Raw genomic sequence first — 17,375 nt, forward strand, 5'->3', positions numbered from 1 at the left:
ATCATCCGAGTTTTATGTTAAGATTTACCATGAAATTACCATCGCGTTCTTCCGTTACAAGCGAATGACTCCCGGGATAAAGAGCGGCCAGACGCGCTCTACAGTTCTGCATGCCGGCCGGCATCTCCTTGCGAAACATATCGGCATGCCGCATCACACAATTGCGTGTCACCAGCTCAAGTTCTCCATTGCGCACGACAAGGGATATGTATATATTACAGTCCGCACTTGTCGACGAGCCATACTTAAAAGCATTCTCGACAAACGTAAGGAGTATCATCGGTGGAATCTCAATGCCATCGTCATCGATACGATAATCGCAACGCACCTTGGTATGCTCGTTGAGTCTGAGCATCTGCAGGTCTATATAGTTCTGGATATAAGTAAGTTCGTCGCGCAGGGCCACATACTCATTGTCAATAGTAACGTATGTGTATTTCAGAATCTCTGTAAACTTTATAAATGCATCCTCGGCCTTCTCCGAAGTGCCGATTACCAGACTGTACAGCGAGTTGAGAGTATTAAACAGAAAATGCGGGCTTATCTGAGCCTTGAACATTGCAAGCTGTGCCTTGTCGCGCTGATTCTCTATCTTCTCCTTAAGCAGTATATGCTCATACAGTTCGAGCACAAACGATACGGTAAGCGAATATGCCACCACAAGCGACAGCATCAGCCACATGCCTATAGTGATACTGTAATTGCGCATATTGGTCTGATACTCGCTCATAGCCGGAGTAATAAAGTCTACATCAGGGAGGGGATAATAGGTAAGAGCCAGATTCACACCGATTATGACCATCGACACAACCGCAATGCGCTTGTAGCGCCGCCCTATAAGCAGAGCGGGCACATCCATGCGCTTTATAACAAAATAGCATGCATACAGAAACACACATGCCAGACAAAAGAACACCGGACTGTCTTTTACCCAATAATGCACAGGGCCGAGAAATATCAGCAGAGGCATGAATATCAGACAGAAAAACAGGTCGAATATCAGAGCGGTCTTATTTTCCGGTATTTTCATTCCGCAAAATTAGCGGATATTGTCTACCGCACCAAAAATGGCAGGAAATGTTTAAGAACTTGTTTTAATAATAAATTTAAATGAAAGTTAAACTTTTATCCTTGAAGTATGTTTTAATTTAAATTATGCTAAGAGATTGTCTAAATTTATATGATACAGATTTTGAGAAGGATTGTCTGATGGATTTTTGCTTGTGATGAGGGAGTGTAGCCGTAGCTACATGACCGAAGAATAAACAAAAAGACGCGGACAAGACTTTCAAAAGCAAAGTAATATAAATTTTAGACAATCTCTAAGAGATTGTCTAAATTTTATTGATTAAAAATTTTATGGCAGCGAAATCAATCATTTCTTCCGCTGATTCATTCAGTATCTCATAGTTCCGGGCGAGTCTGCGGCAAGAGTCAAGCCATGCGAAAGTCCTCTCAACCACCCATCTGAGCGGCTTTGGCAGGAATCCCTTAACTCCATTGGGGGTATTGGATACCTCAAGCTCGATGCCGAAGTCTTTTTCAATGTCTTTGTCCACGTCTCCCCGATACCCTCGGTCGGACAATACCTTGCGCAGGTCTTCCCATACATCATCCGCCAGTCCGCATAGATCATGAGCCATTTTTGAATCGTGAATACCAGCGTTACAGACTTTCCTCGCAAGGATGAAGCCATTGCGGTCGGTGATGATATTCCTTTTGACACCCTTGACTTTTTTGTTGCCGTCATATCCGTTATCTCCCTGTCTGCTACCCCATCTGACACTTTGGGCATCCATCGCGCCAACACTCGGACTTGATGCCTGGCCGCGTTTGCGACGTATCTTTCTGACGAGTTTCTCAAGGAAATGCTCGACACGACCCTCTTGTCTCCATTTATGGTAGTAATAATAGACACTTTTCCACGCGGGATAGTCGTGAGGCAACCTTCGCCATTGACAACCGCTGGCCAATAGGTAGAGGATAGCTTCAAAAACTGATTGTAGTGAATATTTTCTCTTGCGTCTATCATTTTCAAGGAATTCTTTGTTTATATAAGACCACTGACCCTCGGTCAGATGTGTCTGATAGAGATTGATTTCGTGCATAATATTAGCCTTTTCTCTTTCAACACTCTGATTGAGGGTTTGTTATGCCTAATAACATTATTTCGCACTAATTTTTAGACAATCTCTAAGATTTACATTCTTCAAATGTGCAACAAATTGAGAAAAGAAATAACAGTTTTTCGTATCTTTGTAGACAAGTTGTTACGTAAGCAGTATATTTTCATTAATGAAACACATAACCGCCATACTCATATTATCGGCTGCAATTGCCGCCTGCGCTCCCAAAGAACCGACTGAAAGCCGACAGGATCTTATGGAAGCATCCCGACAGGAACTTGCCACGGCAGTTTCGGAGCGCGACATGCTGTTCGCCCTTGTAAAAGAGATTGCCGTCGATATGGAAGAGATGAAACGACTGGAAAATATAATATCGGTAACACCCGTATCTGCCGAATCAGATGTCAGAGAGTATTCTCAGCTTCGCAACGATATGTCTGCCCTGAAGCGCTCGCTCAACCAGCGCCGACAGCGACTCGCCGAAGTTGAGGAGCAACTGCAGCAGTCCGGGCTTTTTACCGACGACCTGCAGGATGTAATCGACATCATGCGCAAACAGCTCGACATCCAGGCATCAGAAATCAAAACCCTGAATACAAGGTTATTGAAGGCCAATTCATCCATAGCAGAACTTAATACTACTATTGACTCGCTGAATCACAGCATCGACAAGGCAAACAATCAGCGCGATTCAATAGGCCGGAACGCCGCCCGGTTTGAGGAAGAACTCTACACCTGCTACTACATCGTCGAAAGCAAATCCGCATTGAAAGATATGCACATAATCGAAAGCGGATTCCTTAGGCCTACCCGACTTACCCGCGACTTCGACAACAGCGCATTCATTGCCGGAGACAAACGCTCGCTCGGCGCTCTGAAGATGACGTCAGACAAAGCCCGTCTGCTAAGCAACCATCCCGATTACTCATATGAGATAATCGACAATGATAATACAAAAATGCTTATTATCAAGGACCCTGAAAATTTTTGGTCACACACCAATTACCTCGTGATTCAGACTGACTGATAGTCGCTGTCACAGTAATTGATATACTGAATTTTTCGCACTCTCTCACTTTTATTATCACTTTTAAGCCTTCCATTAACACATTTTTTGAACGGATTGGTATGCTTGCTATATTTGCTGAGTCTCACACACTAATCTGTTTATATGAAAGGAATAACATTTGTCTGTCTTTCATTTGTATTCTGCCTCCTCACAGGAACAACACACATTTACGCCTCTGAAAACCTTGCCGACAGCATCAATGCATCGGCGGCACAAACGGTGTCGACAACCGTACGAGGCACTGTAACCGACGCTACCGGCGAGCCTATAATCGGCGCGATTGTAAAGCTAAGCGGTGCTTCTACAGGAGCCACCGATACCGATGTGTCTGGACAGTTCACACTCTCTGATGTGAAATATCCATCGGAGATTGAAGTGTCATACATAGGATTCAATCCGGTCGAGATGCGCCTGAAAGAGGGCACATCGCGCTACACTGTGGTAATGCACGAGATAAAGTCGACACTCGACGAAGTCGTAGTCGTCGGCTACGCGACACAGCGAAAAGTCAACCTTACCGGCTCTGTGTCATCGATAAGCGCGTCTACACTCGCCGACCGGCCGCTCACTAACGCCACCAACGCACTTGCCGGACTGGCTTCAGGCCTTACTGTCACAAATGCCGGAGGAAATACTCCCGGCTACGAGGCGCAGACAATACGCGTGCGCGGACAAGGCACTCTTAACGACGCCGCACCGCTCGTGGTGGTCGACGGAATGACCGGCATAGCCATCAGCGATGTAAATCCACAGGATATCGAGAATATATCCATCCTCAAGGATGCCGCATCATCGGCTATCTACGGCTCAAGAGCAGCCAACGGCGTAATACTCATAACCACACGACAAGGCATGGAGTCACGTCCAAGTGTGACATACAGCGGCAACATTTCATTTGAGACAGTAGCCAAACGCCTCAACCTCGTGACCGACTATGCCGATTTCATGGAGATTCAGAATGCCGGTCTGATAGCCAACGGACAGGCACCGCGTTTCTCACAAGGCAAAATCGACGAATGGCGCAACGACGCCGGCCGCAATCCCACCATATATCCCAACACCGACTGGCACGACCACATATACCGCAACCCCTCGGTGGTGCAGAACCATAATGTATCCCTCACCGGAGGGAGCAAGCGCGTACGCTACAACATGTCGTTCGGATATGTCGACAATCCGGGCATGATATACCACACCGACTACTCCCGCTACCAGCTGCGCACCAATCTGGAAGTCAACGTAAAGCCGTGGCTCACAATAGGCACCAACCTCTTCGGATATATCGACTCCAACAATCCGTCGGCCGACAACGCCACCAAAGGAGGCGATGTGATATTCGGCTCGGGAGCGTTCAACACTGTACCCGGCATGACTCTCTACGACCCGGCGACCGGGCTCTACGGAGGCATACAGAATCCGGAAGAGGAGAATGTGAGCAACTTCAATCCCTACAGGCGCCAGTGGTTCTATAAAGATGAATTCCCCACAAAGACACGCCGCACCGTGGCAAAACTTTTTGCCCGCATCCAGCCATTGAAAGGACTTGTGATACAAGGCTCTTACTCATATAATTACTGGACACGCCGCGAGGAGCACCATCTTACCGACCGCAATCTATATCGCTTTACAGCCGACGGGCCTGTGCTGATACGCGAAGGCGTAGTGCGCACATACATCCGCCGCCGCAACTACGCCAATACATTCCGTTCATCCGAGATTACAGCCCACTATACACTGACAAAAGGTAAGTTCGAAGGAACCATACTTCTTGGAGCGAGTCAGGAATACAATAAATACGAGAATGAGTCATTCCTCAAATATGACCTAATCGACGACTCAATGACCGCAATAGACGGCGGCACAACCAACGGCAATATCTCCGGAAATTATACCGAATGGGCCATGCGCTCATACTTCGGCCGCATCAACCTGTCGTGGGACGACAAATACATGCTTGAAGCGAATCTGCGCGCCGACGGTTCATCAAAGTTTGCACCGGGACACCGCTGGGGATATTTCCCCTCGGTATCGGCAGGATGGCGCATCTCTGAAGAATCATTCATGAAGGCGACACGCTCATGGCTCGACAATCTGAAGCTGAGAGCTTCCTACGGCTCGCTCGGCAACAACGCCACCACAAGCTACTACATGTATCAGTCGCTGTTTGCCTCGGCCAACTACATCCTCAACGGCAGTATCACAGGTGGCTTCGCCCAGTCTATCCTGTCAAATCAGAATCTTTCATGGGAAAAAACCTACATGACCAACTTCGGTATCGACTTCGGATTGTTCAACAACCGTCTGAACGGCTCATTCGACATATACGACAAGAATACCAAAGGGATACTTATCTCACTCCCGGCTCCCCTGGAGCATGGCACAAGCACCGTACCCAACCAGAATGCCGGCGAAGTAAACAACCGCGGACTTGAGTTTGACATAAACTGGAGCGACCGAATAGGCAACGTAGGCTACTCCGTTGGATTCAACATGGCATACGTAAGAAATAAGGTCACTAAATTCCAGGGCGACGTGCCCTCAATCAGCGGTGTATACAAGACCCAGGAGGGACGCCCTATCAACCAGCTCTACGTCATAAAAGTCGACCGCATCGTGCGCGACCAGGCCGATCTCGACTATGTGCAGTCGCTTGTCGACCGCAATCCCGACTATTTCGCCACATTCCAGCGTCCTGAACTCGGCGACTTCCTCTATGCCGACACCAACGGCGACGGCTCCCTCGACAACAACGACAGAGTGGAGATAGGCAAAGGAACCCTCCCGACATTCACCTACGGCGCAAGCCTCGGTCTCACATGGAAAGACTTTGATTTCAGCCTCCTGCTCCAGGGCGTAGGCAACCATCAGGTATATTACAACAACCAGGCATTCCGCTTCGTGACAGTTATGGGACAGTCGCTTATAAAGGACATAACCGACAACGCATGGACTCTGGAGAATCCCTACAATTCAAAATATCCTATACTACGCAACAACTCCAACGCCAAGAATAATATCGCCAGCGACGCCTTTGTACACAACGCTGCATACCTGCGCTGCAAGAATATCCAGCTCGGCTACACCGTGCCACGCAATATTACAAAGAAAGTATACATCTCCAATCTGAAAATCTACGCAAGCATCGACAATCTGTTTACAATCACAAAATTCCCGGGTCTTGACCCGGAAGTAGGAGCCGACGTAGGCTACCCCGCCGTACGCCAGTATTCTCTCGGCATCAATCTGACATTCTAAGATTCACAACATACAATGACACTACGACACATATCATACACCGTGGCAATAGCCACAGCCTCACTCCTCGCCTCATGCGAGAGCCTCGACTATAATCCGGCCGACCAGATGTCGGGCAACACATTCTGGAAAACAGAGACCCACGCACGCCAGGCCGCTGTCGGCATGTATTCAGCTATGAAAGAGCCTTGGTGCTTCGGCATGGAGTTTACCTTCGACATGTGCAGCGACATAGCCGACGGCACATCGCCATGGGCCGATGTGGCGCGCGGCAACTCGTTCGCATCCAACAGCAGCGGCGTACAGAACCACTGGCAGTACCTCTACGAACTTGTCCACCGTGCCAACACTGTAATACGCAACGTATCCGCCATGCAGATCAGTCAGGAGACAATCGAGCGCGTCACCGGCGAAGCCCGATTCCTGCGCGCAATGGCCTATTTCCGCATGCTGCAATGCTGGGGAGGAGTGCCTTATTACGACGAGACATGCGACATCAACGAGCAGTTTGACAAGCTCGACAATCCACGCATATCGGCCGACGAGCTGCGCACACACATACTCGACGACCTCACCTACGCCATCGACCGACTCCCCGTGGCATGGGGTGCCGAGGATCTCGGACGAGCCACCAAAGGAGCCGCATACGCTCTTCGAGGGAAGGTATACCTATTCAACAGCCAGTGGGACCTCGCGGCAGCTGACTTCGAAGAGATTGTCTACAACCGCACCAACAACTACGGCTACTCCCTACACCCCGACTACGAAAGCCTGTTCCGACTGTACAACGGCCTTCACAGTCCGGAAATGATATTCTCCATTCAGTCAATCGACGGCAACGTCGCGGGCTACGCGCTCGATATCGTTTCGTACTTCGGCAACAAGTCCACAATGCGCCTTATCGCATCCAACCGCATCGTACCCTCGGTCACTCTCGTCGACATGTATGAAAACCCCGACGGAACCGACTTTGACTGGGACAACGTATTCCCCGGATTCAACAATGCCGACCCTCAGACACGCCGACGCTACATGTGCGTGGCCATCAACGACGCAAGCACCGAAATCACAAGCACACTCGAATGCGACACCGTAAAAGTGCTCGACGCCTATCGCAAACGCGACCCGCGCCTGTGCTGGAACGTAATAACACCCTATTCCCACTATCTCGGCACCGACGCCGGCTCCAACCCGATGGACAAGCAGTTTGTGCTCGCCGACCCTACCAAAGGGGGCTCGCCCATGGAGGCACAGGCATTTATCCGCAATTCCGAAGGGTGGAATTCCTACTTCTGGCGCAAATGGATTCCCACAGGCAATCTCGACGGATACTGGGGAGAATACACCCGCACTCCATATGAATTTCCGCTCATACGACTTGGCGATGTGCTTCTCATGCTTGCCGAGGCCTACAACGAGCAGGGATTCCCCGAAAAGGCCGTGGCTGAAGTCAACAAGGTGCGTGCACGCGTGTCAATGCCCGACATACCGACAGGCTCACACGACGAGATTGCAGCACGCATACGCAAAGAGCGCGCATGCGAACTCGCCGGTGAAGGACAGCGCTACTGGGACCTCCGCCGCTGGGGCATGCTGGAGGCATCGGTAAAGGATGCCACCGACATATTCGGCGACCTGATGTATACACGCACCTACCAGCCACGCCACGAACTGTGGCCAATACCGCTCGTCGAACTCGACCGCAACCGCAACCTCACCCAGAACCCGGGCTGGTAACACAGTCTGCCCTTATGGCAGAGCTACGGTAACACGCACAGGAAAATGATCGGAGGGTATCCGCGCCGTATACGAATATATGTCGACTTCGGTAGGAGCGGTGCCCTCCGTATCTATAAGGCCGTTTTCACGGCTTCCGGTACGATAGGTGTCGGTGAGCACTCCGTATTTGAGCACCCTTACCGACGGCGACGCAAACACATGGTCGATGCGCTGGTCGGTAAATCCGCTCACATTGTAATGGTTGATGGTGCCGTTGGGCGCAAATACTGACTCGGCGCTCAGAAACGCATCGGCAAACACTCCGTCGCTCACCAGCACCGCGTATGAGTCGCTCCTTTGGTCGACATTGAAATCGCCCGTTAGAAACACCGGCAGTTCCGGACCGAATTCGTCAATTTTCTGCTTTACGAGCTTTGCGCTCTCTATACGCGCCTTTACCCCGACATGGTCCATGTGCAGGTTGAAAAACAGAAATTCCTTGCCCGAAGGCTTATGGCGGAAACGCCCCCACGAGCATATGCGGAAGCATGCCGCATCCCATCCGAGACCGGGAGTATCGGGAGTCTCCGAAAGCCAGAAATCACCCTTGTCGACCACCTCAAACATATCCTTGCGGTAAAAGATGGCCGAATGCTCTCCGCTATCCTTGCCGTCATCGCGGCCTACTCCTGTATACTCATACTCAGGCAACAGTCCCTTAAGGTCGTCGAGCTGTGTCTTAAAGCCCTCCTGGGTGCCGAATATGTCAAAGTCATGAAATCGTATCAGCCCAGCCACATACGGGCAACGCTGTTCCCAGCCGTTTCCGGCTATGCTGTCTTCTTCGTTTTTCTGGCGTAGATTATAAGTAGCGACATTGAATGTGGCACTCTGTGCCACACACAATGTCGCGATACCTATAGCAAGAATCAGAAGATACATTCTACGGTACATCGTATTCTTACTATTATTTTATTTATATGTAAGTATGTGTTTATCGCATGCCTCCGCGCATATTCTTCATGGCGCGCATGGCATTCATCATCTTCATCGGGTTCGACTTTATAGCATTGGCCTGACGCATGAGCTTGCGTGTCTCCTCAAACTGCTTGAGCAGACGGTTGACATCCTGTAGCGAGTTGCCCGACCCCTTGGCGATACGCTGGCGGCGGCTCGCATTGATAATATCGGGATTGGCACGCTCGGCGGCGGTCATCGACTTGATTATCGACTCTATGCCCTTGAAAGCGTTGTCATCGATATCGACATCCTTGATAGCCTTGCCCACACCGGGAATCATCGAGGCAAGGTCCTTGAGGTTGCCCATCTTCTTTATCTGCTCTATCTGGGCGAGGAAGTCGTTGAAGTTAAACTGGTTCTTGGCAATCTTGCGCTGTAGTTCGCGTGCCTGCTTCTCGTCAAACTGCTGCTGGGCCTTCTCCACGAGCGACACGATATCGCCCATGCCGAGGATACGGTCGGCCATACGTGCCGGGTGGAAGTAGTCGAGCGCGTCGAGCTTCTCACCGGTGCCGACAAACTTGATAGGCTTGTCAACAACAGTGCGTATCGACAGAGCGGCACCACCGCGGGTATCGCCGTCGAGCTTCGTGAGCACTACGCCGTCGAAGTCGAGACGCTCGTTGAACTCACGTGCTGTATTCACAGCATCCTGACCGGTCATCGAGTCGACCACGAAAAGAGTCTCGTTGGGCTTCACTGCCTTCTTGATGGCAGCGATTTCCTGCATCATCTGCTCGTCAACAGCCAGACGTCCGGCGGTATCGACAATCACAAGGTCGTAATGGTTGGTCTTGGCATAGCGGATAGCATTCTCGGCAATCTCCACCGGATTCTTATTCCCTTCTTCGGTATATACAGGCACATCTATCTGCTGGCCAAGCACCTTAAGCTGCTCGATAGCCGCAGGACGGTATACGTCGCCGGCCACAAGAAGCGGGCGGCGCGACTTCTCGCTTTTGAGCTTTTTGGCAAGTTTGCCGCTCATGGTGGTCTTTCCGGAGCCCTGCAGACCCGACATGAGTATCACGGTAGGATTTCCCGAAAGATTGACCTGGGCAGTGTCGCCGCCCATCAGGGTGGCAAGCTCGTCATGTACAATCTTTACCATCAGCTGGCCCGGCTGAATGGCGTTGAGCACATTCTGGCCAAGAGCCTTTGCCTTGACAGTATCGGTAAACTGCTTGGCGACTTTATAGTTGACGTCGGCGTCAAGAAGCGCGCGGCGCACATCCTTGAGCGTTTCGGCTACGTTGATTTCGGTAATCTTACCTTGGCCTTTGAGTAGCTTGAAACTGCGTTCAAGCCGTTCGCTTAGATTTTCAAACATATGGTCGTGTAAGTGTTATCAGTTAATTATCGAGGAGCGGAGGAGTGTACGATACCGGAGCCTACACCAGACGGTTGGTGGCCGTATCGGGGAATATCACGGCCGGCTTGAATGTGCGCGCCTCGTCGTAGGGCATAGTGGCGTAACTCATTATTATCACCACATCGCCCGGCAACACCTTGCGCGCAGCAGCGCCGTTGAGGCATATCATGCCCGAACCGCGCTTGCCGGCAATGGTATATGTATCAAAACGCTCGCCATTATTGTTGTCGACGATATACACACGCTCGCCGGGAAGGATATTGGCGGCGTCCATCAGATCCTGATCGATAGTGATGCTACCGATATAGTCAAGGTTGCTTTCTGTGACAGTCACACGGTGAATCTTCGATTTCACCATTTCTACCTGCATCATGATTATGCCGGATATTTGATGTTATCAATAAGGCGCACATCGCCCATATATACAGTAACACAGCCTACGGCGCCACCCTCGGCCTCACTCCATTCGGCTATGGGCTGCATGTCGGCGGGGTTGACAATCTCGTAGTACTCTACCTCCATCCCGTCCACAGCGTTTATGGCGTCGGTGACAGCGCGCTTCACTTCGTCCACACTGCGGCCGGAGGCTCCATCAACGCTCTCGGCGAGAATACGGTGGATAGCCGGAGCTACGGCACGTTGCCCGGGGGTAAGGCGCACATTGCGCGAACTGAGAGCCAGTCCGTCGGCTTCGCGCTTTATCGGACAGGCCACAATCTCAATATCAAAGCCCTCGATTTCTACCATGCGGCGTATCACCGATATCTGCTGGAAATCCTTCTCTCCGAAATAGGCGCGGTCGGGCTGCACCATACGGAAAAGACGACTCACCACCTGGGCCACACCGTTGAAATGACCGGGACGCATGGCGCCCTCCATCACTTCAGCCACCGGACCAAGCTCAAACACCCTGGTGTCGGGCTCGGGATAAATCTCCTCGACCGACGGGAAAAACGCTATATCGACCCCGGCAGCCTGGAGTTTCTCGCTGTCGGCCTCCTCGGTACGCGGATATGTGCGCAGGTCGTCAGGATTGTTAAACTGGGTAGGGTTGACAAACACGCTCACCACCACTACATCATTGTCGGCACGGGCCCTCTCTATCAATGACACATGGCCGGCGTGGAGCGCACCCATTGTAGGCACAAAGCCCACACTACGTCCGTCGGCCTTTACAGCCCCGACAGCTTCGCGCAGCTCTTTGGCTGTACGTACAGTTTTCATTTCTTTGTCGTTATCTTTATCGTTGTTGTCCGCCGGAATACGATTTACTACACATATTATATATAATGTATGGCCGACGGCCTGCAAAATTACTCAATCCCCCGCTATCACGCAAACATTAGAAGACTAAATGTCTGATGACACACGGCATACTATGAATTTTACACCACGCATCGCGTCCATATCCGCAAAGGCCCGGCAATGTCATATGTTAACAGAAATACACAGATTATGCTTACAATATGAAGGTTAAAATTTAACATTTGTTTTCATACTAACTACCAACCGTCAGTATTGATTACATTTATGGGCATATCAGCGTTTTCAATAGCTTATTTGAAAATAATCAGAAAGATACGCCTTGTCACGTACATTTCATATGTTTTTTCAAAAAATTACAAAACGACATTTAATAACTACAAACAAGCGCTTTGTATTAACAAGTTTTAATTAATCATGCTTAGCATTTTCTCCCTTTTTGACTACATTTGCACAAATATTTAATATTCTCCTCTAATACCTGACTTAACCGAAATAAAATTGAGCTATAAATCTGTAACTAAAACATGCCCATACTTAACCAAGCGGCACGCTTTTCTTACAAATAATTATCCACATTAACCCCAAAACAAAAAAACTACTACTGACAATCAGACATCCGATATAAACACCGACACCATCTCCTTAATATATTAAGGAATCAAAATCTCTATGGTCTGACGTTGCCTGGAATCCCCCGGCATACACCGGACAGCACTCTTCCCATCCCCTCCTTCCTCTCCTATCCATAAAAACTAACAGACAAATATATCCTTCTATTAACCAAACCAACCAATCAATCATTATGAAGTCAAAAATAACAAGCTTGTTATTGATGCTTTTACTCTTCCCTGTGATGAGCGTGATGGCACAGACATCCCAAGTCGAGGGTATTGTAACAGACACGAGTGGCGAACCCCTGATTGGTGTTACGGTCCTTGTCAAAGGCACATCCTTAGGCACACAGACCAACATCGACGGTGAATTCAGTGTCAATGCCAAGCAAGGCGATGTACTGAAGTTCTCTTACATCGGCTATCGCCCGGTAGAACTCACAGTTCCCGCCAACGGCAAGGTAAACCTCGTCATGGAGACCGAAGCTACAGCTCTCGACGAAGTGGTAGTGACCGCACTCGGTATCAAACGCGCTCAGAAGGCGCTCAGCTACAATGTGCAGACTGTCAACGGCGACGCTCTCACCTCCAACAAGGACGCCAACTTCATCAACTCGCTTGCCGGCAAGGTGGCAGGTGTCAACATCAGCTCCGGTTCAGCCGGTGCAGGTGCCGCCGCACGTGTCGTTATGCGTGGTACAAAGTCGCTCACAGGCAACGACAACGCCCTGTATGTAATCGACGGTATACCTATGTTTGATGTAAACACAGGCGACGAAAAAGGCGGTACTATGGCCAAGCAGCCCGGTTCAAGCTCGGTTGCCGACATCAACCCCGACGACATCGAGTCTATGTCGGTACTCTCAGGCCCCTCGGCTGCCGCTCTCTACGGTTCGGCTGCCGCAAGCGGTGTGATTCTTATAACTACCAAGAAAGGTTCTGAAGGCCGCGCCAAACTTACCTACAGCAACACCACACAGTTCCACACTGCATGGATGACTCCCAAGTTCCAGAACATCTACGGAAACAACGAAGGTGAGTTCACATCATGGGGCAAGCGTCTCGAAACGCCTACTTCCTACGATCCCATGGACTTCTTCCAGACAGGAGCTACCGAAATCAACGCACTTACCCTCACACTGGGTACCGACAAGAATCAGACCTACGCATCTGCCGCCGTGACCAACGCTCCCGGTATCATGCCCGAGTCCGACTACAACCGCTACAACTTCTCTATCCGCAACACCTCCAAGTTCTACAACGATAAGCTGACTCTCGACCTCGGTGCCAGCTACATCATCCAGAACAACAAGAACTTCGTAGGTTCAGGCGAATACTTCAACCCCCTGGCTTCCCTCTACCTCTTCCCACGCGGCGAGAACTTCGACGACGTGCGCATGTTCGAGCGCTTCGACCCCTCGCGCAACATCATGACACAGTACTGGGAACAGAAGTACAGCACCGCATTCACCATGCAGAACCCCTACTGGACCCAGAAGCGTATGCTCCGCGAAGCCCGCAAGCAGCGCTACATGTTCAACGCATCGCTCAAGTACGACATCCTCCCCTGGCTCTACATCATGGGTCGTGTACGTACCGACAACGCCAACACTGTATATGAAGAAAAATACAACGCATCGACAATCATGGTGCTCGCCGGCTCCGACAAGGGTATGTACGGCAAGACTCGCACTATGAACCGCTCGACCTACGCCGACGTGATGGCGTCGATGAACAAGAACTTCTTCGACAACCGACTCAACGTCAACATTCAGGTAGGTGCTTCGCTCAACGACATGCTCGAAGAGTCGGAACACTACGAAGGCGGCCTCGCCACCATCCCCAACTTCTTCGCCTACGGCAACATCTCCACCACACAGATGAAGCGCGGCGAAAGCGAATGGCACGACCAGGTACAGTCAGTATTCGGATCAGCCGAAATCGGATGGGACAGCCAGTACTACCTCACCGTTACCGGCCGTAACGACTGGGCCTCGATGCTCGCATTCACCGACAAGATGAGCTACTTCTACCCCTCGGTAGGCGGTTCATGGCTTATCAGCGAGACTCTCCGCGACATCCTTCCACAGGCTATATCATTCCTTAAGGTTCGCGGCTCTTGGGCCGAAGTGGCTTCTTCACCCTCGCGCTACCTCACTCGCATGCAGTATGAATACAACGACCAGACCAACCAGTACGAATGGCCCTCGAAGCACTACAACCCCAACCTCAAGCCCGAGAACACCAAGTCGTATGAAATCGGTCTGAGCGCCAAGTTCCTCAACAACACTATCGGCCTCGAGTTCACATACTACAACGCCAACACTTTCAACCAGACATTCGAAATCCCCGCTTCCGGTTCATCCGGCTACAAGACCAACCTTATCCAGACAGGTAACATCCGCAACCGCGGTATCGAGGCCGCCCTCAACTACAACAACCAGTGGGGCGACTGGAGATTCACCACAGGTGTCACCTACTCACTCAACCGCAACAAGGTTATCTCACTCGCCAACGGAGCTATCGACCCCGAAACCGGACGCCCCATCGAGATGCAGTACTTCACCGCATCAGGATGTCTCGGTATGGGTGGCGGCCCTGCCGTACGTCTCTACGAAGGCGGTACTATGGGCGACCTCTACAGCAACCTCCGTCTGCGCCAGTCGCCCAACGGATACGTATGGACCGATCCTCAGACAGGCAAGGTACAGCTTGAGACTGTCGACTACTTCAAGGTAGGCTCGCTCCTGCCCAAGTTCAACATGGGTTGGACCGGTACACTCGGCTACAAGGACCTCGTGCTCAGCTGGGCTGTGACCGGCCGCTTCGGTGGTAATGTCGTGTCCGACACCCAGGCCGTTATCGACCGCTACGGTGTATCGCAGGTTTCTGCCGACGCTCGTCTCGCAGGTGGTGTGCCTGTTCCCGGCAACGGTATAGTAGATGCTCAGAACTACTACGAGACAATCTCGCAGGCTCCCGGCACATACTACATCTACGACGCTACCAACGTACGTCTCGCCGACCTCACACTCTCTTACACCTTCCCCCGCGCTATGCTCAAGAACATCGCCGACCTCACACTCTCGCTCACCGGCAAGAACCTCTGGATGATCTACTGCAAGGCTCCTTTCGACCCCGAAAGCACCTCGTCGACCACCAACAATTTCTATCAGGGTGTAGACTACTTCCAGCAGCCCAGCATGCGCACTTATGGCTTCAATGTTAAACTTACATTCTGATCCACTTCACAACTATTATGAATACCAATATGTATAAAAATATAGCAAGCCTGATGGTGGGCGGCTCAATCCTTCTGGGCGCAGTGGGTTGTACCGACAAGTTCGAGGACTTCAACACCGACCCGAAGGCTCCGACCCCCGAAGAGATGGAAGGTGACTTCGCATCGACAGCAACCCTCATCTCATCAATTATCCCGGTTGTGGCATTAGGCCAGGAGAACGACTACCAGATGATCGACCAGATGATCGGTTGCGAATATGGTCGCATGACTTCAGCAGCCAACATGTGGGGTTCCGACATGTACTACGCCACCTACAACCCCTCTGTAGTATGGTCGGGCAACACCTTCGACACCAACATGCCGAAGATCTACACACCCTTCTTCATGATCCGAAACATCTCCGGCACCGAAGGTCTCGCCTACCACTGGGCCAACCTTATCCGTGTGTTCGGCTCGCTCCGCGTAAGCGACTGCTACGGTCCCATTCCGTTCTCAAAGATTGGCACAGGCTCTGACTTCGCCGTAGCCTACGACGACATGCCTACTCTCTACAACGCCATGTTCGAGCAGCTCGACCTCGCTATCGCAGGCCTCAAGGAGGCTGCCGGAGGCGGTGCCGTATCATCGCTCCTGCAAGAAGTCGACTACATCTACCAGGGCGACATGAACAAGTGGGTGAAATTCGCCAACACACTCAAGCTCCGCATGGCCATGCGTCTTGTCAACGTTGAGCCGCAGCTCGCCCAGCGCAAGGCCGAAGAGGCTGTCAACGACCCTGCAGGCGTAATCTCCGATCCCTCTGAGGCCGCATGGTCTACATTCATCCCCGGTGGAAACTCCTTCCACAAAGTCAACGTTCTCTGGAACGAAGGCCGTGTAAGCGCCGACCTCACCTCCTACATGAACGGCTACAGCGACCCCCGTCTCCCCCTCTACGCCGACCCCGCTCCGGGCTCATCATCAGGCGAGATTGTGGGCGCACGCAGCGGTGTATTCCACTACAACATCCTGAAATCAGAGACTACCAACTACTCCTATCCCAAAGTTACAGCACAGAGCAAGCTCCTCTCAATCTCAGCAAGCGAATCATGGTTCTCTCGCGCCGAGGGTGCTCTCCGCGGCTGGAACATGGGCGGCACTGCCAAGGAACTCTATGAAGAAGGCGTAAGAGTGTCAATGAAAGAGCGTGGCGCCGAAATCGGCAACTACCTCGAAAGCACAGCCGTACCCGCCGCATACGTGGCTCTCGACAACAGCTCGTACAGTGCAGCCGCTGTCAGCACCATCTGCCCCAAGTACGACGAATCTGCCTCATTCGATACCAACCTCGAGCGTATCATCGTGCAGAAGTGGCTCGGCAACTTCCCCAACGGATGGGAATCCTGGGCCGACTTCCGCCGCACTGGCTTCCCGAAGTGGTTCCCGGTTGTCAACAACCTCTCATCCGTCGGTGTGACATCCGCTCGCGGTATGCGCCGACTCCCCTTCCCGCAGTCAGAATTCAACACCAACGAGGCCAATGTAAAAGCCGCTCAGCTGATGCTCGATGGCCCCGACAACAGCGCTACCGATCTCTGGTGGGCTAAGAAAAACTGATTTAAATCACCGGTAGAGAGGTGACTATATAATGACTATATAAATATGTATGTGGGCCGCCGGCCCACATACATAGACACCACCCCTCTTGTGTCGT

The 17,375-nt window shown here is 51.3% G+C and carries 11 protein-coding genes; 5 read left to right on the forward strand and 6 right to left on the reverse strand.

What is annotated here, in order from left to right:
- Position 1 precedes the first annotated feature (1 nt).
- Together ADH68_RS02565 and ADH68_RS02570 are read right to left on the reverse strand one after the other, a co-directional pair.
- Complete coding sequence (locus ADH68_RS02565) at positions 2-1,030, reverse strand: sensor histidine kinase (protein ID WP_068959934.1); 1,029 nt, start codon at positions 1,028-1,030, stop codon at positions 2-4.
- A gap of 304 nt (positions 1,031-1,334) precedes the next feature.
- Positions 1,335-2,108, reverse strand: a complete 774-nt coding sequence (locus ADH68_RS02570) for an IS5 family transposase (RefSeq protein ID WP_068959933.1) — start codon at positions 2,106-2,108, stop codon at positions 1,335-1,337.
- A 187-nt stretch (positions 2,109-2,295) separates the two neighbouring features.
- Between ADH68_RS02570 and ADH68_RS02575 the strand changes: the two genes are divergently transcribed.
- The 3 genes from ADH68_RS02575 to ADH68_RS02585 all read left to right on the forward strand — a co-directional run bounded on the left by ADH68_RS02575 (position 2,296) and on the right by ADH68_RS02585 (position 8,187).
- Positions 2,296-3,153 carry a Cbp1 family collagen-binding glycoprotein adhesin gene (locus tag ADH68_RS02575; RefSeq protein ID WP_068959932.1) on the forward strand — a complete coding sequence of 286 codons (858 nt, stop codon included), beginning with the start codon at positions 2,296-2,298 and terminating at the stop codon, positions 3,151-3,153.
- A 144-nt stretch (positions 3,154-3,297) separates the two neighbouring features.
- Positions 3,298-6,450, forward strand: a complete 3,153-nt coding sequence (locus ADH68_RS02580; RefSeq protein ID WP_068959931.1) for a SusC/RagA family TonB-linked outer membrane protein — start codon at positions 3,298-3,300, stop codon at positions 6,448-6,450.
- A gap of 15 nt (positions 6,451-6,465) precedes the next feature.
- Positions 6,466-8,187 carry a RagB/SusD family nutrient uptake outer membrane protein gene (locus ADH68_RS02585; protein WP_068959930.1) on the forward strand — a complete coding sequence of 574 codons (1,722 nt, stop codon included), beginning with the start codon at positions 6,466-6,468 and terminating at the stop codon, positions 8,185-8,187.
- Positions 8,188-8,199: 12 nt separating this feature from the next.
- Here ADH68_RS02585 and ADH68_RS02590 read toward each other — a convergent pair whose 3' ends face one another.
- The 4 genes from ADH68_RS02590 to panC form a co-directional block, all read right to left on the reverse strand.
- Positions 8,200-9,123 carry an endonuclease/exonuclease/phosphatase family protein gene (locus ADH68_RS02590; RefSeq protein ID WP_068959929.1) on the reverse strand — a complete coding sequence of 308 codons (924 nt, stop codon included), beginning with the start codon at positions 9,121-9,123 and terminating at the stop codon, positions 8,200-8,202.
- 40 nt (positions 9,124-9,163) lie between these two features.
- Positions 9,164-10,519, reverse strand: coding sequence for a signal recognition particle protein (gene ffh, locus ADH68_RS02595; protein ID WP_068959928.1), 1,356 nt, complete (start codon positions 10,517-10,519; stop codon positions 9,164-9,166).
- 61 nt (positions 10,520-10,580) lie between these two features.
- Positions 10,581-10,931: an aspartate 1-decarboxylase gene (gene panD, locus ADH68_RS02600; protein ID WP_068961968.1), complete on the reverse strand. Its 351-nt coding sequence runs from the start codon at positions 10,929-10,931 to the stop codon at positions 10,581-10,583.
- A gap of 5 nt (positions 10,932-10,936) precedes the next feature.
- On the reverse strand, positions 10,937-11,785 hold the full coding sequence (gene panC / locus ADH68_RS02605; protein ID WP_068961967.1) for a pantoate--beta-alanine ligase: 849 nt from the start codon (positions 11,783-11,785) through the stop codon (positions 10,937-10,939).
- 844 nt (positions 11,786-12,629) lie between these two features.
- Here panC and ADH68_RS02610 point away from each other — a divergent pair.
- Positions 12,630-15,680 carry a SusC/RagA family TonB-linked outer membrane protein gene (locus ADH68_RS02610; protein WP_232321430.1) on the forward strand — a complete coding sequence of 1,017 codons (3,051 nt, stop codon included), beginning with the start codon at positions 12,630-12,632 and terminating at the stop codon, positions 15,678-15,680.
- A gap of 29 nt (positions 15,681-15,709) precedes the next feature.
- Complete coding sequence (locus ADH68_RS02615) at positions 15,710-17,278, forward strand: SusD/RagB family nutrient-binding outer membrane lipoprotein (protein ID WP_068961965.1); 1,569 nt, start codon at positions 15,710-15,712, stop codon at positions 17,276-17,278.
- Positions 17,279-17,375 lie beyond the last annotated feature (97 nt).

Origin of the sequence: Muribaculum intestinale, assembly GCF_002201515.1 — a bacterium.
Taxonomy (GTDB): domain Bacteria; phylum Bacteroidota; class Bacteroidia; order Bacteroidales; family Muribaculaceae; genus Muribaculum; species Muribaculum intestinale.